Genomic DNA, 21,264 nt, shown 5'->3' on the forward strand with positions numbered 1-21,264 from the left:
TTCTTCCCGGTGCGGGTGGGCGGTGGTGGTCATCGGCGGCGGCCCTTGCGGGTGGCGCGGGTGGTGAGTTCCTCGTAGGCGGGGGCGTCACCGGCGCGGACGCGGTCCCAGGCGCGGGTGAACAGGTCGGGTACCGGCATCAGCGGCACCGCGCGCAGGCGGTGCGGGACCGGGTAGAGGCCCTGCTTCCAGATCTCCACCGGCACCGCGGGCGACTTCAGGTCGAGCCAGCCGCAGGGCAGGAAGAGGGTGCGCCCGGCGCGTGCCCGCTTCGCCTCCACGACCAGGGTGGTGGCCGCCAGTTCGGCACGGGCCTTCTTCATACGGGCGGGCTTCCAGCCCGTCCAGCGGGCGCAGTTGCGGTCCGTCGGGTCGGGCAGGGCCAGCAGCTGGAGGTAGAGGGCCGCCGCGTCCTGGCTGAGGCCGTGGGTCCTGGCGGCCTCGGTGACCAGGTCGGGGACGCTGAGGGCCGGGTCCTGGGCGTATCCGGTGGGCCCGTGGGGGTCGGTTCCGGCGGCCAGGGCCTGGGCGAGGGAGTCGTCCAGGAGCGTGCGCAGCGCCCGCATGGCCCCGCCCCGCTCGGGTCCGACCAGTCCCTCGACAAGGCCGAACACCGGGTCGTCGGGGCTGTCGAGGGCGCCGGTGCGGACCAGGACGGTCTCCTGGTCGCTGTACCAGGGGCGCAGCACGAGTGCCTCGCCGACGGGGGTCAGGCCGTGGGCGTCGGCACCGCCGGTGGCGGGCAGCCCGTACGCCTTGCGCACCTCGACGGCGGTCGACGAGCCCTTCTCCGTCCAGCCGAGGTCGAGGTCGAGCAGCAGTCCCGGGTCCGCGACGCGGCGGCGCAGCGCGGCCAGCGCGTCCGGCAGCACGGCGCGCAGGGGGTGTCCGTAGGGCAGGCAGTAGGCGAGAGTGGCCAGGGCGGCCACGGCGTGGGCCAGGTCGTAGCGTCGGGGCAGTGCCGTGGGGTCGTCCGCGACGAGGTCGCCGTTCTTGCCGGGCCGCTGGACCGTGGTGCGGCTGATCCACGGGGTGCGGTGCGGGTTGAGGACGGCCTCGGCGGAGGTGGTGGCCAGGCCGGTCAGGGTGAGTTCCCCGGCGAGGTCCTCGGGCAGGCGGACGACGTCGCCGAGGCGCTGTGCCCAGATCCGGCCCGCCGCGACCGTGTCCGGTCCGGCCGTCCAGAGGTCACCGGGCGTCGCGGGCAGCAGGGCGCCGATGACCGCCTCCCGGTCGGCGTCCGGCAGGGAGGCCAGCAAGGTGTCGCCGAGCTGCTTCTGCCGGGGCTTCAGGCCGGTCGCGGCGATCGTCTCGTCGGTCAGCTGCGCGGGCTGCCCGGCGACCAGCAAGGCCGCCTGTACGGGGCCCAGGGCGTGCCGGGTCGCGGCGGCCAGGGCGTCGGGGGCCTGGGGCTGCCAGGGTGCGGGCCCCTTGTCCCGGATCAGGCCGGTCACCGTCGCCAGCGCGTCGGCGGGGAACAGCGGCGGGTGTGCGGTCTCCTTCTCCAGGGTGAAGTGTGCGATGGCGCCGAAGGTGCCAACCGGGTCGTGGTCCAGCGCCAGCCAGTTCACCCGCTGTTGCTGGTGGTCGATGTTCTGGCAGCCGAGGACGATCACGGTGCGGCCGTCGCGGCGCAGGACCTGGCCGACGCGTTCGTGCCGGTCGTGCGGCTCGCTCAGGACGATCTCGCGCAGCGCTCCCCCGGGTGTGGCCAGCGGCCCCTGGGCGATCGTCTCGAACAGCAGCAGCAGTGCCTGGCGGTGTGCCGTGGGCAGGGTGGCCGAAGCGGCGCGGTAGGCGAGCGGGCGCAGCACGTCCAGGACGGATGTCCAGATCGCGTCGATGCCGGGGATGGTGAACTCGTCGCTGCGCCAGCCGTCGGCGGATCCGGCGGCGCGGGCGGAGGCGGGCAGGGGCTTGCCGTCGGCGGGCTCGCCGGACAGGACGTGGTTCACGGCGCGGATCTGACGCAGTGCGCTCCACTGCCGCCCGCTGTTCCACCAGCCGTGCAGTGCGGCGAGACCGGCGGTGGCCTCGGTCAGCGTCTGGTCGTCGCCGTCCTCGGGGCTGTAGTCGGCGAACATGCCCTCGGCGCGTCGGCGTTGGGCCGTGGGTTCGGCGGGAGGGGTCACGAACACGGCGATGGACTCGGCCAGCCGCAGCACCGCGCGCACCAGGGCGGTGACGCCGGTGAGCAGGTGGGGTTCCGTGAGGGCGGGCAGGAGGCGGGAGACGGCGTCGTGCAGGACCTCGTCGGCGGTGGGGAGGGCGGGGTCCGTTCGGTGGTGCGGTCCGGGGCCCGCGTGCTGTGCCGTGTCCGGCTGGCCGTCCGTGCCCGCCGCCTTGATCTTCGCCTGCCGGTCCGCCAGCGCCGCCACGCCCGCGCGCAGCAGTTCGTCCGCCTGCTCGTCGCTCAGGGCCCGCAGGAGCGCCGACGCCTCCTCGTCGCGTGGCCGCAGCGCGTGCCAGAAGTCCACCGGCACCACCAGGGGCGTGCCCGCGGCGAACTCGCCGCCCCGCGCCAGCGGTGTCACCCGGCCCAGCTCCCGCACCCCGCCGCGGGCGCTGTCGTCGCCGGTGTACAGGACGATCTGGTGGTGCTGCGCGACGGCTAGGGGCTCAGCGCCGCCGGGCAGCCGCAGCGTGCCGAGCAGGACGCCGGGGATCCGGCCGTGCGCGGTGGGCAGGGTGCGGGTGCGGCCGTCCGGTGTGCCGACGGTCACGCGGGCCTCGGCGCCCTCGCCCTCGGTGCGTACCCAGCGGCCCAGGACGGTGCCGTCCGTGCCGAACGGGCTGCCCTCCAGGCCGGGTTGGAGGGGCAGGACCGCGCAGTGCGCCTGGAGCAGGGTGGCGCCGTCGCGGATGCCGGAGCGCAGGAACGCGGGCAGCGAGGCACGCTCGTGGGTGCCGGTCGCCGGGTCGTACTCGAGCCATACCTGCTGGCGTCCCTGGTGGCCCTGGCGCCAGTACGAGGTGCCGTCGCCCAGGACGCGGCGGCGGGGCGGCACCGCCGTGTCACCTGCGTGCAGGGCGCGTCCGCCGGTGGCGCGTCCGCCGCCCGGCAGCGGGATCGAGCTGTCCCCGATGTCACGGTTGTTGTACCAGTGCGGGAGGTGTTCGCCGCCGAGCGGGAACACCTCGGACGGGCGTGCGGACCAGTAGCCGTAGTGCTTGCCCTCCTGCCGCCACATCACCAGCAGTTCGCCGTCCGTGTAGCGGAACGACGGGCGCTGCCAGCGGTCCAGTTCCACCGGGAGCCGCAGGTCGTGCTCGAGGAGGATGTCCCGCGGGCCGACGACGATCGCCTTGTGCCCGAGGGAGAGGATCAGCGCGGGCCAGGCTTCGTAGGCGGTCAGCGTGTCGTCGCGGTCGCGGCGGGTCTCGGCGTCGAGGCGGCGCAGGGCCTCGTCGAGGGCGGGCCAGCCCAGTTCGTCGGGGATGCCGGAGCGCAGGGTGTGGCCGAGCAGCGGTGCGATGTCGAGGGCGGCGGCCCGCGTGAGGGCCCGCGGGCTGATCCGGGCGGCGATGGCACGGAACGGGCGCAGCCGGTCCAGGGCCGCGCGGGCGGCGGGCAGGCCGGTCGCGGTGGTCAGTTCCTCGGTCGCGTCGTCCAGCCATTCGCGCAGGACGTCGGCGAGGACGGGGTGCCCGGCCAGTTTCTCCAGCAGCCCGTTGTCGGGGCGGTGGCCGCTGAACTTCCCGACGCACTGGTACAGCAGGCGTCGGTGGTCCGGGTCCGCGGCGAGGGCTGTCAGGTCGCGGCGGCCGGGCTGGGGGTCCGTCAGCCACTGGCTCAGGGGCAGGAAGACGTGCTCGTCGGTCTCGGGGCGCGTCAGGGGGATGCCGTGGGCCACGCACAGGTCGAGCAGGTCGAGGTCGGCGCTCGGCTGCCAGCGGCCGGTGAACAGATCGACGGGGCGGCCGAGGGCGCGCAGCCGTGGCGCCATGCGTTCCACGAGGGTGAGGGTGGCCGGTGAGCGACCGCTGGCCGTGGAGCCGTGTTTGCGGTGCAGGGCCCAGCGGCTGAGCCAGTCGGCGGAGTCGACTCCGGCTGTCCCGTCTGTCGCGTCGCTGCCGTCCGCTGGGGTCTCGCCGGTCAGCAGTCGGTCGGTGCCGGTTTCCGTGAGCAGGGCAAGCCAGAACTCGTCGTCCTGCGTCGAGCGGTCCAGCCCGGCGGGCATGATCTCCAGCATCCGGTGCCGCAGGGCGGGCTGCGCCTCGGCCAGGGCGGCGAGTGTCGCCCGGTAGGTGTTCCAGAAGGAGGCGGGGGCGCGTACGGCCGCGGGAGAGGCGAGCAGGTCGGCGACCAGGGCGCGCTCCTCGGCGGGCCGGTCCAGCCCCGCCGCCTTGATCAGGGCGCGGGCGTCCTGGGGCAGTGAGGCGTACGGTGGCATGCCCGCGGCGCAGCGTTCCACGGTCAGCTGCCGGAACTGCGCCCAGGCGTCGGCCGGGGCGAGCCGTGCCGCGAGGGCCTTCACATGTTCCTTGAGGGCCTTGACCGTCAGTGCCCCGGCGAAGGCGAACTCGAGGAACACCGCTCGCTGGCGTTCCTCGTCCACGGTCAGCGCGTGCACCCGCTCCGCTTCGCGGGCCTTGCCGAAGAAGGCCGCCGCGTAGGTGGTGTTCTCGTGCTGGAGGAAGATGCGGGCGGCCTGCTCGTAGAAGGTGGGCAGGAAGTGCGGGACGGCCCGGCCGAGGCGTTCGCCGAGCGCTTCGAAGCCCTCCTTGGCGGTGCCGGGGCGGGACTTGGCCTGCCGGGCGAGCCGTTCGACGTCCCGGACCAGGGCCAGCGCGTGGTGGCCGTTGGCCGGGTCGTTGACCAGTGCCCAGGCGGGGAAGCCGAGGGTTTCCCGGCGTACCTGCCCGACCTCGGGGGTCTCGGGTTCGCGGAGCAGCCCGAGGAAGTCCAGGGCGAGGTCCTCGGCCTCGCCGAGCAGGCCTGGCACCAGCCGTACGACCTTCCGCCCGTCCAGCGCGGGGTGTGTGTAGCTGCGGACGGTGAGGAGGTCGGCGTCTTCGCGGTCCGTGGTGCCTGGGGGCAGTACGGCACCGGCCTCCAGGAGCGCGGCGACGGTGGTGGCGTCGTAGGCGACGGCGTCGTATGTGGGGGCGTCGTGGGTCGTCATGCCGCACGCTCCTCGTCCTCGATGTCGCGTCCGGCGTACAGTGCGGCTGCCATGCGCATGCCCTCCGACCAGGCCACGGGGCCGACCTGACGGAGTTTGAGGACCCGGCCCGCCGGGTCGGTGAAGACCAGGGGGCCGGTCTCCGTCTCCTCGTAGCCGTCGTAGTCGCCGACCCATACCCGGGCCTCGACGCCACGGCCGTCCTCCAGCACGGAGCACACGGCGTGGCCGCCGCGCACGCGGTAGCCGAGCTGGGTGGCGCGGCCGTGCAGGAACCTGAGCTGCTTGAAGACGCCGCCCGCGTAGTCCTCGACGGAGGCGGCCTCGGCGTCGAGCGCGGCGGGCCGCCGCCACACCTCGCGGAAAAGCTGCTGGGCGCGCTGCTCGACGCCGAGTTCGACGGCGAACTCCCGCAGCTCCTCCAGATCGTCCAGGAGGACGGGGTGCGGCAGACGGACCAGTTGCGGGGTGAGGCGGACGGTGTCGCCGTCGAGGTCGACCAGGCCCAGGCCGCGCTCAAGGTCGGCGTCCCGCAGGAACCCGGCCACCGTGCCGTCCGCCCCCGTCACCACCAGGTCGCGCAGGGCGCCCTGCCAGGCCGGGTCCGGCCACACCCTCGCCAGCACGGTGAACGGCACCGGCAGCGAGCGCACCATCCACCGCTCCACGTCGGCCAGGCACTGCCGTTCGTGCCGCTCCAGCCACTCCGCGAGCTGCCGCAGCCCCACCACCGCCGGATCATCGGCGATCTTGGCCGGTACGGACTTCAGCCGCCGCCCGGCCGCGTTGCGGCACACCACCTTGCCGTCGTCGAGGGCGACTTCGTAGTCACCGGCCGACACCCACCCCATGCGTGCCTCCCGCACCCGCAGTGATCAAGTGACGGGAACTGTAGAGCAGACCGCTGACAACGGGGTCGGGAGGGACGATTCAGGGTGTCCGGGTGCGCCCCTCTGTGCCTGGCTCCGGTGGACGTGACAGGCACGTCCGACGCCTCCGGCCGAGGACGCGTGACGGCCGACCACACCGTCACCGCGTTGCCCTCCGTATCCGGGCGACCGCCTCCACCGCCGCGCCGACCGTCGCCGAGAGCGAGTCGTGGACGGTGATATCCGGCCGGGCGCGGGCGAGTTGGGCGAGGACGTCACGGCGGCGTTCGTAGTGGGGGTGCGCGCCGACCACGAGCGCCGCGCCGTCGCGGGCGGCGTGGAAGCCGAGTTCGTACAGGACGATCGGCTGGGCCGTCTCCGGGCGGAACCAGAAGAGGATCACGTCGGCGCGTCGCAGCGCGGCGTACTCCCAGCCGACCTGTTCGTCATGGGCTCGGGGGTCGTCCTGCGGGAAGGAGGCACGGCGCGGGTTGAGGACCGTTGCCTCGCAGCCGAGTTCGTCGAGTTGGCGGACCGCGTCCCGTTGCCAGTCGGGGCACCCCGTGATGCCGCCCGCGAGGAACAGGGTGGTTCCGGTGCTCTCGAACTCGCCCGGGGCTTCGACGTATCTCGGCTGCTCCATGGCCGGAGTGTCCAGCGCCTCAGGCGGGCGCGGCGAAGTGTCCCGGTGCGAGGTGGGCGAGGAGTGAGGTGATGACCAGGTCCGTCGAGACGACCATGTCGACGGCGTCGGGGGCGAGCAGCCAGTGGACCTGGAGTCCGTCCATGACGGCGATGATGGCGTTCGCGACGTGCTGGGCCATCTCCCGGTCCGCGTCGTCGAGTTCGCAGGCCTCGAGCACGGCGTCGGTGACGAAGGCGCGCAGTCCGGCGTAGCGGTCGCGGAAGTAGGTCTGGGCGGGGTGGGCGTCGGTGACGGACTCGGCCGACAGTACGGCGTAGAGCCTGACGATGCCCTCGCGTTCGGTGTTGCGGCGGGCCGTGTCGACGAGGTGCCGTAGGAACTCCAGGCCCCGTGGGCGTTCGGTGCCGAGTTGTTCGATGTCCGTCTCGTCGCGGAGTTCCAGAACGCTGGTGAGCAGCAACGACTTGGAGCGGAAGTAGTGCAGGACACCGGCCTGGGTGAGGCCCACCCGGTCCGCGATCTCCGCCAGGGACGCGTTGTTGTAGCCGCGGGCGGCGAAGGTGTCCATGGCGATGTGCAGGATGTCCTGCTGTCGCCGCCGTGCCTCGGCACTGCGCGGGGCGCGAGGTCCGTTGCGGGCGGGTCGGCCTGCTGACTGGTCACTCACCCGCGACAGCTTACGCGCTGCCATCACCCCTGTTGACGATCTCTCCAACGACCGCCGAAAGTTGGTGCAGACCACTTACTAAGTACTTAGTAAGTGTGCTTCCATCGCCCCGAGTGCACCACCCTTCGAGCCCGGTCGGCTCGCCGTCCTCCCCGCTCCGGCGAGCCGACTGGTGCGCACCCCCACGTGTCACCGACCGAAGGAGACCCGCACCGTGCCATCTCGCGTCAGAACCCGTTTGCCGAGGGCCGCGACGGCCGCCCTCGCGCTGACCCTCGCCGTCACCGGTCTCGGCCTCACGGGCGGCGGAACCGCGCAGGCCGCCGACCCCGTCGCCGAGGTCTGGATCACCACCCCGGACGGCGCCCGGAGACTCAGCTCCGACGGCGGCGTGCCCTTCACCGGCTCACCGCAGGCCGTGGACATACGCGTGGACGCGAACACCCGGGGCCAGCGGTTCACCGGTGCCGGTGCCTCGGTCACCGGCGCGTCGGCGCACCTCATCCAGCAACTGCCGCAGGACCGGCGCGGCGACCTCGTGCGGTCGCTGTTCTCGACCGCGGGCGACGGCATCGGACTCACGTATCTGCGGCAACCGCTGGGCAGTACGGACTTCGACGCCACCGACAACCCGTACTCGTACGAGGACACACCCGGTCAGTTCTCCATCGACCGGGACCGCGCGGAGATCATCCCGGTCCTGAAGCAGGCGCTCGGCGTCAACCCGTCCATCCGCTTCATGGGTTCGCCCTGGTCGCCGCCCGCCTGGATGAAGACCGGCAACTCGCTCAACGGCGGCAGCCTCAGGCCCGAGAACTACGGGTCGTACGCCGACTACCTGGTCAGGACGATCCAGGCCTACCGGCAGGAGGGCATCACCCTCGCCGACCTGACCGTGCAGAACGAGCCGGAGTTCGCGACCAGTTACCCGTCGATGTCGATGACCTCGGCCCAGCAGGCGGACTTCCTCAAGGTCCTCGACCCCAAGCTCACCGCGGCCGGTCTGGCGACCAACATCCTGGCCTACGACCACAACTGGGACCACCCCACGTACCCCCTCGACGTGTTCTCCCGCACCCTCGGGATCAACCGCGTCATCGGCGCGGCCTTCCACTGCTACGGCGGGCAGCCGTCCGCTCAGCAGCAGGTCGTCAACGCGGGCAAGCGCGTCTTCTTCACGGAGTGCTCCGGCACCGACAGCGGCACCCCGGCCGCCACGTTCGCCGACAGCCTGCGCTGGCAGGCGGAGAACCTCGTCGTCCAGAACATGCGCAACGGCGGGGAGACCGTCCTCACCTGGAACCTCGCCCTCGACCAGAACGGCGGCCCGCACCAGGGGCACTGCGCCAACCGGTGCAACGGCGTGGTCGAGATCGCGAACGGCAACGTCACCCGGGGCGCCGAGTACTACTCGCTGGGCCACCTGAGCAAGTTCGTCCGGCCGGGCGCCACGCGTATCGGCTCCACGAGCCAGGGCGGCGGAGGCGTGCAGAACGTCGTCTGGCAGAACCCGGACGGCTCCCGGGTCGCGTACGTCGTCAACACCGCCTCCAGCGCGCAGCGTTTCTCCCTCACCGACAACGGCAGGTCGCTCGTGCACACCCTGCCCGCCGGTGCCGTGGCCACCTTCGTCTGGAACCCGGCCGACGGTGGCGGTCCCACCGGGCCGATCGACCCCGCCGCCTGGTACCGGGTGGTGAACGCCAACAGCGGAGCCTGCCTGGACGCCGCCGACTGGGGCACCGCCGACGGCACCGCCCTGCAGCAGTGGGCCTGTGGCACCGGCGCCAACCAGCGGTGGCAGTTCCGGCCGACCAGCGACGGCCACTACCAGGTCGTCAACCAGCACAACGCCAAGGCCTGGGACGTGGACGGCGGCAGTGGCGCGACGGCGGACGGTGTCCGGGTGCACCTGTGGGACTACGTGGGCGGAACCAACCAGCAGTGGCGCCCCGAGCCCGTCGGCACGGCGGGACGGTACCGGTTCGTGGCCCGGCACAGCGGCAAGTGCCTGACCGTGGACGGCTCGTCCACCGCGAACGGGGCGCGGCTGTCCCAGCAGCCCTGCTCCGGGTCGCCCGCCCAGTCCTTCGGTCTCACCGGCTGATGGGCCCGTCCGCGGGGTGCCGGGTCCCGGCACCCCGCCCTAGGTGTGCTCCGTCCCGGGACGTGGGTGACAGGGGACACGCCCTGAGCGGTCCTTCGGACGACGACGGGAAGGGTCAGACAGACCTTAGGCGGAGAACCGCCGCGCGAGATCCCGCAGCCGTGCCACGGCCGCGCCCGCCTGCTCACCGGTGAGGGGCGCACCGGGCATCCGGCCGAGGCGCTCGACCTCGTCGGCGAAGCGCAGGTACTCCCGGTGGCCGTGCTCCCGGCAGGCCAGGCACGTGACGCTCTCCGGTCGGGTGGAGGTCATGGCGTAGGGCACCCGCTGTCCGCAGCCGGTCCTGACGACGCTCGGCGCGTCGGGCACGCGGCCGAGCATCGACCCGATCAGGTTGCGCTCGTCGGATCCCGCCCGCGTCACCTTCTCCGCCACGTGGATGTGCGGATCGGCCGTGCTCACCTGGGTCCGCCTCCCTCCACGTCGCCGTGGAGCCAGGGTAGTGCGGTGACGACCCCGCGCGGCAGGGGCGGACTCGGGGACGAACCGGACACGGCGGGCGCAACCCCTAGAGAGGTCATGCTCCTGCCGCAAATGGCACGGGCGCGTTGCGCAGGTTACGGCTGGGCGGCAACTCCGAGGCAGCTCGGCACGGAGGTGTATTCGACTCTGTCGGCGGGGTCGCTCGGCCGTACACTGCCAACTCACGTCGCTGTATGCGCAGTTGACCGGGGGGAGCCACCATGTCCGGGAACCCGTACGACTCCAGTCATGGATTTGTCATACCGCCGATGCCACCGGGCCCGCCACCGGGTCCGCCGCTCGCGGCGCCGGACGGCCTGAGGGCCCTGGCGGTCGCCCTGCTGAACCTCAGCGGGCTCGGGCTGGGCTATGCGCTCATCCGCCGCTGGGTCGCCGCGGCCGTGTGCTGGGCGGTCACCATCGTGTGGCTGTTCGTGGTGCTGCCCGCCGACGCGGACGGCGTCTCGTCGACCACGCTCGGCCTGTTCATCGCCTTCCTGGTGCTCGCGGCCGTCCACGGGGCGGTGGCCGGGCTGCGCAGGCCGCTGGTGTGGCCGGGGCGCACGCCCGTCGCGCTGGTGCTGGGCGTCGCCCTGCTCGCCGTACCGGCCGGTGGTGCCGTGCTGTACGACGACGCCCGGGACGAGGCCGTCGAGCGGATGCTGCTGGACCGGCTCGCGGAGGCGGACCGCCTGGTGACCGCGGCCAGCAAGGAGGGCTGGAGCGGCGCCGAGTCCGACTACCGCGAGGCCCTGACCGTCTACCGGGACCTCAGCACCGACCACGGTGGCTCCCGCGCGGCACAGCGGGTGCCGGAGCGGATGAAGACGTACTACACGACGGTCGGGGCGGCGTACGAGGACGGCGACTACTGCCACGCGATCGAACCGCTGAAGTACCTGCGCGACGTCCCGGACCGGATGCCCGACGAGGACCTGGGCTCGCTGGTCACCTGGCCCGACGACCGGCTGGCCACCTCGCTCTACGAGTGCGGGTCGGGCAAGCTGAAGGGCGGGGAGGCCGACTGGACGACACCCTTCGGCCAACTGCTGAGCACGTTCCCGGAGTCCGAGCAGGCGGCGAAGGTCGAGCCCGCCGTTGGCTCCGCGGTCGAGAGCGCCTCGAAGGGCCTGCGCGGTGACGAACCCTGCACCGCCATGGAGAACCTGCGGGCCCTGAGCGGACGTATCTCCGAACTCTCGGACAACAGCAGCACCACCGAGGACGCGCTCACCAAGCAGGCCTCCCGGGCCGAGGGACGCGCCGACTCGGGTGCCTACGCGTGCGGCGTCCAGCAGTACGAGGACGGCGACTTCGCGGACGCGCAGACCACGATGAACCAGTTCGTCGCCGCCAACAAGAACCACAAGAACAGCGACCGCGCACGGAAGATCGCCATCGCGGCGGAGGTCGCCCAGACGGTTCCGGCCGCCGGGAAGCGGCTGCCGACGACCGCGTCCGGCGGCAGCATCACCGTCACGGTCAAGAACGACAGCCCCGACGACATCCGCGTCCTCTACACGGGCCCCGTCACCGGCAGCCTCACCCTCAAGGGATGCGGCGACTGCACGGCGTACCCCTTCTCGAGCACCATCGCCCCGTACTTCGAGCCCTGCAGCGACAGCGGCAAGAACTACCCGCAGAAGACGATCAGTCTGCCGCCCGGCACCACCTACTTCGTGCACAAGCCGCTCGACAGCCTCTCGTCACCGGCCTCGGACACCGCCAAGCTGGAGCCCGGGTACATCTACACGGAGTGCGCCTACACGACGGAGAGCTTGGGAACGGGTCTGTGAGCGTTGTCAGACCCTGCTGTTACGGTCCTGGGCATGGCTGGAAACGACGGAATCGCATGGCTCGGCGAGCGGTGGCCGGGTGACGGCGCCGACCCCCTGCTCGGGGAACAGGCGGGACTCGTCTTCGCGCAGGGCATCGCGCCGCAGGACCTGGCGGTGGTCTTCGGCGCCGTGCCCTGGGAGATCCCCGAGCCGGTGAGCGCCGGGGCCAAGGCCGTCTACGACCGGACCCACCCCGACACCCGGGTCCCCGACGATCCCCGTCTCGCGGCGTACGGCGAGGAGGGCGGCTGGTCCTTCCTCGCGGGCGACTTCGACTTCCTGCTCCACTTCCACCGAGGCTTCGCACTGCCGGAGGGGACCGGCCGGGTCGTCCTCCTGTACAACATCGCCGCCAAGGGCATGACCTGCATGGTCTACTTCGAGAACGGCCGACTGGTGTGGGACGGCGAGATCCACGGGTCGTTCGGCGCGGAGTCGCAGGAGAAGGGCGGGTACTTCTTCGACCACGCGCCGGAGATGGCCTTCCTCAACTGGGCCATGCACGCGGCGGGATGCCGTCCCGAGGTCCGTTACGTCGACGGGCGCCCTGTCTTCGAGAACGACGGATACATACCCGACCGGAATCAGCGATTCCTGAAGGGACTCGAGATCGCGTTCGGGATATCCGTGTGCCGGGAGACCTTCGACGGCGGCGGCTATCCGCTGGCCAACGTCTCCTGGGCCTGACCGCAGTCGCCCGGTCCGGCGCCGCACGCGGCGGGCCGGGGGCGGATCGGGACGCCGTTGGCGCGCAGCACCTCGCGGACGTCCAGGATCAGCGGGAAGACTTCGTGGTTGCGGTCCTCGCCCTGCTCGTCCCAGGCCCGCTGCTCGGCTTCCACGGCCATGCGGTCCTCCGCGAACACCCGCTCGGTGAAGCGCCGGATGAGCGGCCAGGCCAGTTGCAGGGCGCCGGGGAACCGGGGCTTCTCGATCATGAGCAGTCCGTAGGCCCGGCAGCGGCGCTGCTCGGCGTCCTCGGGCACATAGACGGCCCAGAGCCGGAAGGCCGGGCGCTCGGCGTGTTCGGGCACCAAGTCCAGGGTCTGGTACGGGTATTCGGTACGGATGGTCAGGACGTCACCGGAGTCGCTGCCCCGGATGCCCCCGGCGGCCAGCAGGCTGGCGCCCCGGTTCTGCCTGCCCCCGGCGTGGGTGAAGAGGTACCTGGCCTCCACCGAGCGGGCGTCGGTCCGGTAGCCCAGCAGATCGGGGTGGATCTTGCCGACGACGCCCCGGTGCAGGAACTGGTGGTTCATGTCGAGCAGGTTCTCGTGCAGGAAGGAGTAGTGGCAGCGCACCGTCCGCGAGAAGGTCATGGTCCGGTGCGCCGGTGAGTGGAAGGCGGGCAGCTCCGGCAGTTCGGTGACCGCGGCCTTCTCCGGATCTCCGGGGAAGACGAACACCATGCCGTACGCCTCACGCACCGGGTAGCCCCGCACACCGCGCGGCGGTCGTCCGTCGCCCTTGGACAGATAGGGGATCTGCGAGATGCGGCCGTCGCCCCGGTAGGCCCACGCGTGATAGCAGCAGCGGAGTGCCTCGCCCTCCACGACGCCCATGCTCAGCGGCACCTGCCGGTGGGCGCACCGGTCCTCCAGGGCGTAGGGCGCACCGCTCTCGCCGCGGAAGACCGCCAGACGCTCACCGGCGAACACCGCGGCGCGCACCCGCCCGCGGCGCACGCTCCTCGACAGGGCGACGGGATACCAGTAGTCGGGGTTCACTCCCACCCGCCGCAGATCGACCGCCCCGGAGTCCGGCTCCCGCCGCCCCGCCGCCCGACCGCTCCCGACATCGGCGACTACTCCCCCGGCCCCGTCGAAACCGGTCTCGGCCATGTCTCGCTCCCTCGCGTGTGGGACACCACCCTCCACACCCTGACGGCCGACCGCTGCCCACGCCCCGTCGAATGCGTCCGAACGGGTGAGCGTACGGTCGGCCGCCCGCGTCGGCCCGGCCCCGGCCCGAGGTACCCCGACCCACGGTGCCGCGTACTGCCTCCGGGTCAGGAAGCCTGACGCTGCGGCAGCCGCCAGCCAGGACGGGGGAAGTGGCAGGTGTAGCCGTCCGGGTAGCGCTGGAGGTAGTCCTGGTGCTCGGGTTCGGCCTCCCAGAACGGCCCGGCGGGCACGACCTCGGTGACCACCGGCCCCGGCCACAGCCCCGACGCGTCCACGTCCGCGATCGTGTCCTCGGCGACGCGCCGCTGCTCGTCGTCGAGGTAGAAGATGGCGGACCGGTAGCTGAGCCCTATGTCGTTGCCCTGGCGGTTCTTCGTGGTCGGGTCGTGGATCTGGAAGAAGTACTCCAGGATCGTCCGGTAGTCCGTTACGCCCGGGTCGAAGACGATCTCGATCGACTCGGCGTGACCTTCGTGGTTGCGGTACGTCGGATGCTCGATGGCACCCCCGCTGTATCCCACCCGGGTGGACAGGACGCCGGGGAACGTCCGGATCAGCTCCTGCATGCCCCAGAAGCAGCCGCCCGCCAGCAGGGCCTTCTGCTCGCTGTCAGCCATGTCGTGTCACCTGTTCCTTCGTGTCTCACGTGTCGCGGCCGACGTCGTGTGCGGGCCGTCGCTCACCATGGTGCCGGGGCCTCAGAGGCAGACGCGCACCAGCCACTCGTCGGCGTTGTAGGCGTCCCTCGCCGGGTCATGCGGCACCGCCGGGCGCTCCTCGACCATGTCCTCCACACGGATGCGCTCCGGCAGGCTGCCGAACCGCGACTGCCGCACTTCCCGCCCCGCGTCCTCGGCCCTGGCTTCGCTTCCCATGTCGCCGTCCCCTCCCTGCAGTGGTGATCCATGGTCACACACCATCCCGTCACCCGTCAAGGTGGTGACGGAGGCGTGCGCCGCCTCCACACCCCCGCCTCCCCGCCACTGCGCGCGGAGCGGGAGACGGCCGACGCGCCGTGGTTCTGGTGCGGCCCGTCCGGCCAGGTCAGCCGGTGGTGAGCACCATGCGGAAGCGGGCGGCACCGGAGAGCATCTTCCGGTACGCCGCGTCGGCCTCGCCCAGCGGCACGGTCTCCACCATGGGTCGGATGCCGTGCAGCACGCTGAACGCCATGGTGTCCTGGACGTCCCGCGCGGTACCGGACGGATGGCCGCGCACGTTCCTGCCCCGCATGATCAGCTGGAGCGGGCTGATGCCGAGCGGGTCGGGGCTCGCTCCGATGACGACCAGTTCGCCCCGGTGCGTCAGGCCGTCGACCGTCGCCGCGATGGCGTCGGAGTGTCCGGCGGTGGCCAGGACGACCCTGGCGCCGCCCAGGGACAGCAGCGCTTCCGCGACCGGGGTGGCCTCCGTGCTGTCGATGTAGTGGTGCGCCCCGAGGTGCTGGGCGAACTCGGCCTTGTCCGCGCCCCGGGCGATGGCCACCGTCTCGAAGCCCATGGCCACCGCGTACTGCACCCCCAGGTGACCGAGCCCGCCGATGCCCAGTACGGCCACCAGATCGCCGGGCCGGGCGGGGCTGCGCCGTAGGCCGTTGTACGCCGTGACGCCCGCGCAGGCCATGGGCCCCGCGTCGGTCGCCGCCAGCGCCTCGGGGATGCGGGCCAGGGCGTCGATCGGCGCGACCATCGCCTCGGCGAAGCCACCGTCGTAGGCATAGCCGGGGATCTTGAGGTTGTCGCAGACGATGAAGTCGCCCTGACGGCAGGGGGTGCAGTGGCGGCAACTGCCCCCGAACCAGCCCACCGTCACCCGGTCCCCCACGCTCCAGCCGCTGTCCTCAGCCCCTTCGCCGAGTTCGTCGACGCGCCCGGCGACCTCGTGGCCGGGGACCAGCGGGAAGCGGACTCCGGGGATGCCCGCGCCCACGAACATGGCGTCGCTGTGGCAGATTCCGCAGGCCTCGACGGCGATCCGTACGTGCCCGGGACCCGGCCGGGGCACCTCACGCTCGACGACCTCGAAGGACCCGTTCGCCGTGGCGACCTGTGCGACTCGGTAGGTGTTCATACGTGTCTCCGGTGCGAGGAGCGGGGCCCCCTGCGGGCGGTGGACGGCCGAGCGGCAACGCACGTCCATACGACCACCGCCCCGCGACCCCGGCAACACGGGCCGCGCTCGTCAGGACGTCACGCGCCCCGCCAGATGTTGTCGAAGGCGGCGGACTCGATGGACCTGCGTTGCCGCTCGGCGGCCAGCTCCGTGACGGCCTGGTGCACGGCGGCCAGTACGGCGCCGTGCTCGTCCGACAGTCCGGCCAGCGTGTCGCTCGGTGCCTCCTCGATCCCGGCGGCGGCCGCGAGGCCGGTGAGCACGGGCTCCCCCGATACCCGTCGCTCCCTCGCCTGCCGCAGGGCCGGGGAGTCCGCCGGTGCGGGGGTGGTCCGGCGCAGTGGGTTGCGGCGCTGGCGTGCGGGTGCCACCAACCCCTCGTCCTCGAGTGCGCCCCGGTAGCGGGCGGCGAGGTCGCGGCCCCGGCGCCACAGCCAGTCCTCCACGGTCTCCTTGGGCGCCGACGCCGTGAGCAGCGAGGCGGCATCGAGGAGGAGGGCGTCACCGGCTGGTGGCGCGCCACCGGCAACCAGGCGGTCGCCGTCGAGGGTCACGGCCCCCGCGTCGATCAGGTCGATCAGCTCCGCCCCGGCGAGCGCCAGGGACAGGTCGCCCTGTTCCACGACGGAGTCGTTGTGCGGGTCGGTGGCGACCAGGGACAAGTCCCGGGCTGTGGTCATGAGCGGCGGCTCCAGGTCTGCCGTAGGGGCATGAACTCCGGTGGACGGCTTCCGGATCACCACGATAGACGCGGGGGCGGGGGCCGTCCCCCGAACCGTCCGAGCAGACCGAGCGGGCCGTCAGCGAGGCCTCGGCGTCGGCTACCGCTCGCTCGTTCAAGGGCACCGACGGGCCCTGGTACCAGGGCGGGTGGCGCCGCCTACCGCGACACGTACGCTCCCGCCCGCGCCGCCGCCACCGCCGCCTCGGCGGCGCGGTCCGCGGTGGCCTCGTCGAGGTGGTCGTCGGTGGTCAGGAGCCGGTAGTAGAGGGGGGCCGAGACGGCGCGGATCACCTCGTGGGGGTCGGTGCCCTCGGGTACCTCGCCGCGGTCGATGGCCTGCTGGACGCAGGGGGCCCACTCCCGCACCCGGATGTCGTAGAAGCGGTGCAGGGCCTCGGCCGTCTTCTCCTCGCAGGTGGCGGCGGCGATCACGGCCTTGAACAGGGCGCCCTGCCGGGGGTCGGCCAGGGTGCGCCGTACCAGTCGGGCGTTGGCCTTCAGGTCGCCGAGCAGGGAGCCGGTCTCGGTGCGTGGCAGTGACTGCTCGGCCATGTCGGCCAGCAGGTCGGCCACCAGGCCGGTCACCGTCCCCCAGCGGCGGTAGACGGTGGTCTTGCCGACTTCGGCGCGGCGGGCGATGTCGGCCAGGTCCAGGTGGGCGAAGCCCTGTTCGGCCAGGGTGTCCCCGGCCGCCTGGAGCACCGCGGCCCGCACCCGCGCGGTACGTCCACCGGGCCGGACGGTTCCCGGCTCCGCGCTCTCGGAGACACCCTCGGAACTCATAACGGGACTCCAGTTTCATTTAAGACTGACAACTGCTACGTTGAGGCTCAGCTTAACGGAACTTCAGTGCCGTTAGCGAATCCATCACGCAGATCTTCAAGGAGCGGTCATGGAATACAGGCGGCTGGGTGCGTCCGGCCTCAAGGTCCCCGCCCTGAGCTTCGGCGCCGGTACGTTCGGCGGCCGGGGTCCGTTGTTCGGCGCCTGGGGCGACACCGACGCGCGAGAGGCACGGCGTCTCGTCGACATCTGCCTGGACGCCGGGATCACCATGTTCGACACCGCCGACGTCTACTCCGCGGGCGCCTCCGAGGAGGTGCTGGGCGAGGCGATCAAGGGGCGCAGGGACCAGGTGCTCGTGTCCACCAAGACCAGCCTGCCCATGGGCGACGGCCCGGGCGACGCGGGCTCGTCACGGTCCCGGCTGATCACCGCGTGCGAGGACGCCCTGCGCCGCCTGGGTACGGACTACATCGACCTGTTCCAACTGCACGCCTTCGACGCGGGCACCCCGGTCGAGGAGGTCCTGTCCACGCTCGACGATCTCGTCCGGGCGGGGAAGGTCCGCTACCTGGGCGTCTCCAACTTCTCCGGCTGGCAGACGATGAAGTCCCTCGCGGTCGCGGAGCGACACGGCCACCCGCGCTATGTCGCCCATCAGGTCTACTACTCCCTCATCGGCCGCGACTACGAGTGGGAGCTGATGCCGCTCGGCCTCGACCAGGGCCTCGGAGCCGTCGTCTGGAGCCCGCTCGGCTGGGGACGCCTCACCGGCAAGATCCGCCGCGACCGGCCCCTGCCCGTCGGCAGCCGACTGCACGACACCGCCGACTACGGCCCACCGGTCGACGACGAGCAGTTGTACCGCGTGGTCGACGTCCTCGACGAGATCGCCGAGGAAACCGGCAAGGCCGTTCCCCAGATCGCCATCAACTGGCTCCTCCAGCGCCCGACCGTCTCCTCCGTCATCATCGGCGCCCGCAACGAGGAGCAACTCCGCCAGAACCTCGGCGCCGTCGGCTGGACACTCACACCGGACCAGATGGCGAGACTCGACGCGGTGAGCAGTCGGACCGCGCCCTACCCCTACTTCCCCTACCAGCGCCAGGAGGGCTTCGCCCGGCTCAACCCGCCGCTGGTGCACACCGTCGAATAGGGCGCGGGCCACGGCACACTTCGAGGACGTCGACCTGCCCGCGCTCCGGGCCAGGGACGGCATCGCCGACCTCGAGGGCAACTACCCCAGCAAGGGCGCACGCGGGGAACGCGGCGCCTGGTTCCGTGACAGTGAGGTGAACCCGCCGGGCATCGACGAGCCGGTCGTCTCACCCGGGCGCCCCTGTGGCGCCCGGGCGACGCGGACGGGGATGGCGTCAGACGCGCAGCCATACCGCCGTATCCGGTGGCAGCAGCCCGTCCCCGGCGAGCGGGCCGCTGGCCAGGAGGAGGCGTTCGTGGGCGGGCAGGGCGGTCGGGTGGCGCGCGAGGTTGACGACGCACACCAGGCCGTGCGGGCGGGTGAAGGCCAGCACCCCGTCCTCCGACGGCAGCCAGGTCATGGGCCCGTCGCCGAAGCCCTTCCCCGAGCGGCGCAGCATCAGGGCCTCGCGGTAGAGCGCGAGCATGGAGTGCGGGTCGGTGCTCTGGCGGTCCACGGCGTGGTCGGCCCAGTCGGAGGGCTGGGGCAGCCAGGGGTCGGGGACGGAGGAGAAGCCGTACGACGGGGCGTCCGCCGTCCAGGGGAGGGGGACCCGGCAGCCGTCGCGGCCGGGGTCGGTGCCGCCGGATCGGAAGTGCATGGGGTCCTCGATGCGGGCGAGGGGGATGTCCGCCTCGGGGAGGCCCAGTTCCTCGCCCTGGTAGACGTACACCGAGCCGGGCAGGGCCAGCGTCAGCAGGGCCGCGGCGCGGGCGCGGCGGGTGCCCAGGGTCAGGTCCGTGGGTGTGCCGAAGGCCTTCGTGGCGAAGTCGAAGGCGGTGTCGGTGCGGCCGTAGCGGGTGACCGTACGGGTGACGTCGTGGTTGCAGAGGACCCAGGTGGCGGGGGCGCCCACGGGCGCGTGTTCGGCGAGCGTGGCCTCGATGGTGGCGCGCAGCCGGTCCGCTTCCCAGGGGCAGGTGAGGAAGTTGAAGTTGAACGCGGTGTGGAGTTCGTCGGGGCGCAGGTAGCGGGCGAAGCGTTCGGCGTCCGGGAGCCAGACCTCGCCGACGAACACGGCTCCGTACTCGTCGGCGATGGCGCGCCAGGAGCGGTAGACGTCGTGGAGCTCGTCCTGGTCGATGTACGGGTGCGGGTCGACGCCCTCCTCGAAGTCCGCGAGGGCGGGGTCCTTGACCAGCAGGGCGGCGGAGTCGATGCGGACGCCCGCCACGCCCCGCTCGAACCAGAAGCGCAGGATGTCCTCGTGTTCCTGGCGGACCGCCGGGTGCGCCCAGTTCAGGTCCGGCTGTTCCGGGGTGAACAGGTGCAGGTACCACTCGCCGTCGGGCACCCGCGTCCAGGTGCGGCCGGAGAACTGCGACGGCCAGTCGTTGGGCGGCAGTTCGCCGTGCTCGCCGCGGCCGGGGCGGAAGTGGAACAGCGCGCGCTCCGGGCTGCCGGGGCCCGCCGCCAGCGCGGCGCGGAACCAGCGGTGCTGGTCGGAGACGTGGTTGGGGACGATGTCGACGATGACGCGGATGTTGTGTTCCGCAGCCTCGGCGATCAGTTTCTCGGCCTCGGCGAGGGTGCCGAAGGCGGGGTCGATGGTGCGGTAGTCGGCGACGTCGTAGCCGCCGTCGACCATGGGTGAGGCGTACCAGGGCGTGAACCAGACGGCGTCGACGCCGAGTTCCGCGAGGTAGGGCAGTCTCGCCCGGACTCCCGCGAGGTCCCCGGTGCCGTCGCCGTCGCCGTCGGCGAAGCTGCGGGGGTACACCTGGTAGATGACGGCGTCGCGCCACCAGTCGTCGGTGCGGGGCGAGTGAGGGGCTGCCACTGTCGGTCCTTTCGGGCAGGGTGGATCTTCGCCGCGGGCCCGGATGCGGCGGGGCTTCGGACGGGCCCGCGGCGAAGGCTTGGACGGGGTGCGGGGAACCGGCTGGTCAGCCCTTGAGGCTGCCTGCCGTGAGGCCGCTCATGATGTTCCGCTGGAAGATCAGGAAGATCAGCAGCGTCGGCAGTGAGGCGATCGTCAGCGCGGCGATCAGGACGTTGACGGGGACGCCGTTGGAGAGCGAGTAGATGCCCACGTTGAGGGTCTGCTTGGCCGGGTCGGGCAGCGTGAGCATCGGCCAGAGGAAGTCCTTCCAGACCCCGACGACCGCGAAGATCGAGACCACGCCGAGGATCGGGCGGGAGATCGGCAGCACGATCGACCACAGGACGCGCATCGGTGAGGCGCCGTCCATGGCCGCCGCGTCCAGGAGTTCCTTGGGGATGGAGTCGAAGAACCGTTTCAGGAGGAAGATGTTGAAGGCGTTGGTCACCGAGGGCAGCCAGATCACCCATGGGCTGTTCAGCAGGTTCCGCTCCACGATCGGCACGTCCAGGACCGTCAGGTACTGGGGTACGACCAGCACGGTCGCCGGGATCATCAGCGTGGCCAGCATCATGCCGAGGATGGCCTTGCCCAGGACCGGGCGGAGCCGGGAGAGGGAGTACGCGGCGGCGACGTCCAGGACGAGTTGGAAGGCGAGCGCGCCGAGCGCGTAGTACAGGGTGTTGAACAGCAGGCTCGCCAGGTCCATGACCTCCCAGGCCCGTGAGTAGTTCTCCGGGGTGAAGGAGCCGGGCACCAGGGTCGGCGGGGTCTGGATCACCTCCTGGGCGTCCTTGAAGCCGCTGGAGATCATCCAGTACAGCGGGCCGAGGAAGACCAGGGTGAAGCCGCCGACGACCACGGCGAAGACGGTCCAGTAGATCAGTCTGCCGCGCGGCCGGGCGAGTTGGGCCGGTGAGATGAGTGTGCGTGTGGACATGCCGGT

Annotated in this window: 17 protein-coding genes and 1 pseudogene; 5 read left to right on the plus strand and 13 right to left on the minus strand. The window is 72.1% G+C overall.

Annotation, left to right across the window (positions count from 1 at the left end; genetic code table 11):
* Positions 1-29: 29 nt before the first annotated feature.
* From ACFVQG_RS29845 to ACFVQG_RS29860, 4 genes are all read right to left on the minus strand, one after another.
* The gene (locus ACFVQG_RS29845; protein ID WP_383389254.1) at positions 30-5,126 is read right to left on the minus strand and encodes a hypothetical protein; all 5,097 of its coding nucleotides are present in this window, start codon (positions 5,124-5,126) and stop codon (positions 30-32) included.
* The gene (locus ACFVQG_RS29850; protein WP_383389256.1) at positions 5,123-5,977 is read right to left on the minus strand and encodes a DUF4132 domain-containing protein; all 855 of its coding nucleotides are present in this window, start codon (positions 5,975-5,977) and stop codon (positions 5,123-5,125) included. The genes ACFVQG_RS29845 and ACFVQG_RS29850 overlap by 4 nt, the downstream gene beginning before the upstream one ends.
* A 178-nt stretch (positions 5,978-6,155) precedes the next feature.
* The gene (locus ACFVQG_RS29855; RefSeq protein ID WP_383389258.1) at positions 6,156-6,638 is read right to left on the minus strand and encodes a nucleoside 2-deoxyribosyltransferase domain-containing protein; all 483 of its coding nucleotides are present in this window, start codon (positions 6,636-6,638) and stop codon (positions 6,156-6,158) included.
* Positions 6,639-6,657: 19 nt separating this feature from the next.
* Positions 6,658-7,308, minus strand: a complete 651-nt coding sequence (locus tag ACFVQG_RS29860) for a TetR/AcrR family transcriptional regulator (RefSeq protein WP_383389260.1) — start codon at positions 7,306-7,308, stop codon at positions 6,658-6,660.
* A 214-nt stretch (positions 7,309-7,522) separates the two neighbouring features.
* Here ACFVQG_RS29860 and ACFVQG_RS29865 point away from each other — a divergent pair, with 214 nt between their 5' ends.
* Positions 7,523-9,415, plus strand: coding sequence for an RICIN domain-containing protein (locus tag ACFVQG_RS29865; protein ID WP_383389262.1), 1,893 nt, complete (start codon positions 7,523-7,525; stop codon positions 9,413-9,415).
* A 126-nt stretch (positions 9,416-9,541) separates the two neighbouring features.
* Here the strand turns inward: ACFVQG_RS29865 and ACFVQG_RS29870 are convergent, their stop codons facing one another.
* The gene (locus ACFVQG_RS29870) at positions 9,542-9,877 is read right to left on the minus strand and encodes a hypothetical protein (RefSeq protein ID WP_383389264.1); all 336 of its coding nucleotides are present in this window, start codon (positions 9,875-9,877) and stop codon (positions 9,542-9,544) included.
* 281 nt (positions 9,878-10,158) lie between these two features.
* Between ACFVQG_RS29870 and ACFVQG_RS29875 the strand changes: the two genes are divergently transcribed.
* A complete protein-coding gene (locus ACFVQG_RS29875) occupies positions 10,159-11,733 on the plus strand; it encodes a hypothetical protein (RefSeq protein WP_383389266.1) in 1,575 nt (524 codons plus the stop codon).
* A 33-nt stretch (positions 11,734-11,766) separates the two neighbouring features.
* Complete coding sequence (locus ACFVQG_RS29880) at positions 11,767-12,462, plus strand: hypothetical protein (RefSeq protein ID WP_383389268.1); 696 nt, start codon at positions 11,767-11,769, stop codon at positions 12,460-12,462.
* Here ACFVQG_RS29880 and ACFVQG_RS29885 read toward each other — a convergent pair.
* The 6 genes from ACFVQG_RS29885 to ACFVQG_RS29910 all read right to left on the minus strand — a co-directional run bounded on the left by ACFVQG_RS29885 (position 12,432) and on the right by ACFVQG_RS29910 (position 17,298).
* Entirely contained in the window at positions 12,432-13,616 is a 1,185-nt protein-coding gene (locus ACFVQG_RS29885; RefSeq protein ID WP_383389270.1) for a Rieske 2Fe-2S domain-containing protein, read from the minus strand. The two genes, ACFVQG_RS29880 and ACFVQG_RS29885, sit on opposite strands and share 31 nt — an antisense overlap.
* A 167-nt stretch (positions 13,617-13,783) precedes the next feature.
* Entirely contained in the window at positions 13,784-14,296 is a 513-nt protein-coding gene (gene msrA / locus ACFVQG_RS29890) for a peptide-methionine (S)-S-oxide reductase MsrA (RefSeq protein ID WP_383389272.1), read from the minus strand.
* Positions 14,297-14,377: 81 nt separating this feature from the next.
* The gene (locus ACFVQG_RS29895; protein WP_383389274.1) at positions 14,378-14,554 is read right to left on the minus strand and encodes a hypothetical protein; all 177 of its coding nucleotides are present in this window, start codon (positions 14,552-14,554) and stop codon (positions 14,378-14,380) included.
* 169 nt (positions 14,555-14,723) lie between these two features.
* A complete protein-coding gene (locus ACFVQG_RS29900; protein WP_383389276.1) occupies positions 14,724-15,749 on the minus strand; it encodes an alcohol dehydrogenase in 1,026 nt (341 codons plus the stop codon).
* A 119-nt stretch (positions 15,750-15,868) separates the two neighbouring features.
* Positions 15,869-16,471, minus strand: a complete 603-nt coding sequence (locus ACFVQG_RS29905) for a GPP34 family phosphoprotein (protein ID WP_383389278.1) — start codon at positions 16,469-16,471, stop codon at positions 15,869-15,871.
* A 200-nt stretch (positions 16,472-16,671) separates the two neighbouring features.
* On the minus strand, positions 16,672-17,298 hold the full coding sequence (locus ACFVQG_RS29910; RefSeq protein WP_383389279.1) for a TetR/AcrR family transcriptional regulator: 627 nt from the start codon (positions 17,296-17,298) through the stop codon (positions 16,672-16,674).
* 109 nt (positions 17,299-17,407) lie between these two features.
* Between ACFVQG_RS29910 and ACFVQG_RS29915 the strand changes: the two genes are divergently transcribed.
* Both ACFVQG_RS29915 and ACFVQG_RS29920 read left to right on the plus strand, forming a co-directional pair.
* Entirely contained in the window at positions 17,408-18,454 is a 1,047-nt protein-coding gene (locus ACFVQG_RS29915) for an aldo/keto reductase (RefSeq protein ID WP_383389281.1), read from the plus strand.
* Positions 18,455-18,473: 19 nt separating this feature from the next.
* A pseudogene (locus ACFVQG_RS29920) lies at positions 18,474-18,623 on the plus strand (VOC family protein); the annotation flags it as partial.
* A 48-nt stretch (positions 18,624-18,671) separates the two neighbouring features.
* Here ACFVQG_RS29920 and ACFVQG_RS29925 read toward each other — a convergent pair.
* Positions 18,672-20,276, minus strand: a complete 1,605-nt coding sequence (locus ACFVQG_RS29925) for a glycoside hydrolase family 13 protein (RefSeq protein WP_383389283.1) — start codon at positions 20,274-20,276, stop codon at positions 18,672-18,674.
* A gap of 106 nt (positions 20,277-20,382) precedes the next feature.
* The gene (locus tag ACFVQG_RS29930; protein ID WP_383389285.1) at positions 20,383-21,258 is read right to left on the minus strand and encodes a carbohydrate ABC transporter permease; all 876 of its coding nucleotides are present in this window, start codon (positions 21,256-21,258) and stop codon (positions 20,383-20,385) included.
* Positions 21,259-21,264: the final 6 nt, after the last annotated feature.

It is taken from the genome of Streptomyces sp. NPDC057877 (assembly GCF_042796855.1).
In the GTDB taxonomy this organism is placed as follows: domain Bacteria; phylum Actinomycetota; class Actinomycetes; order Streptomycetales; family Streptomycetaceae; genus Streptomyces.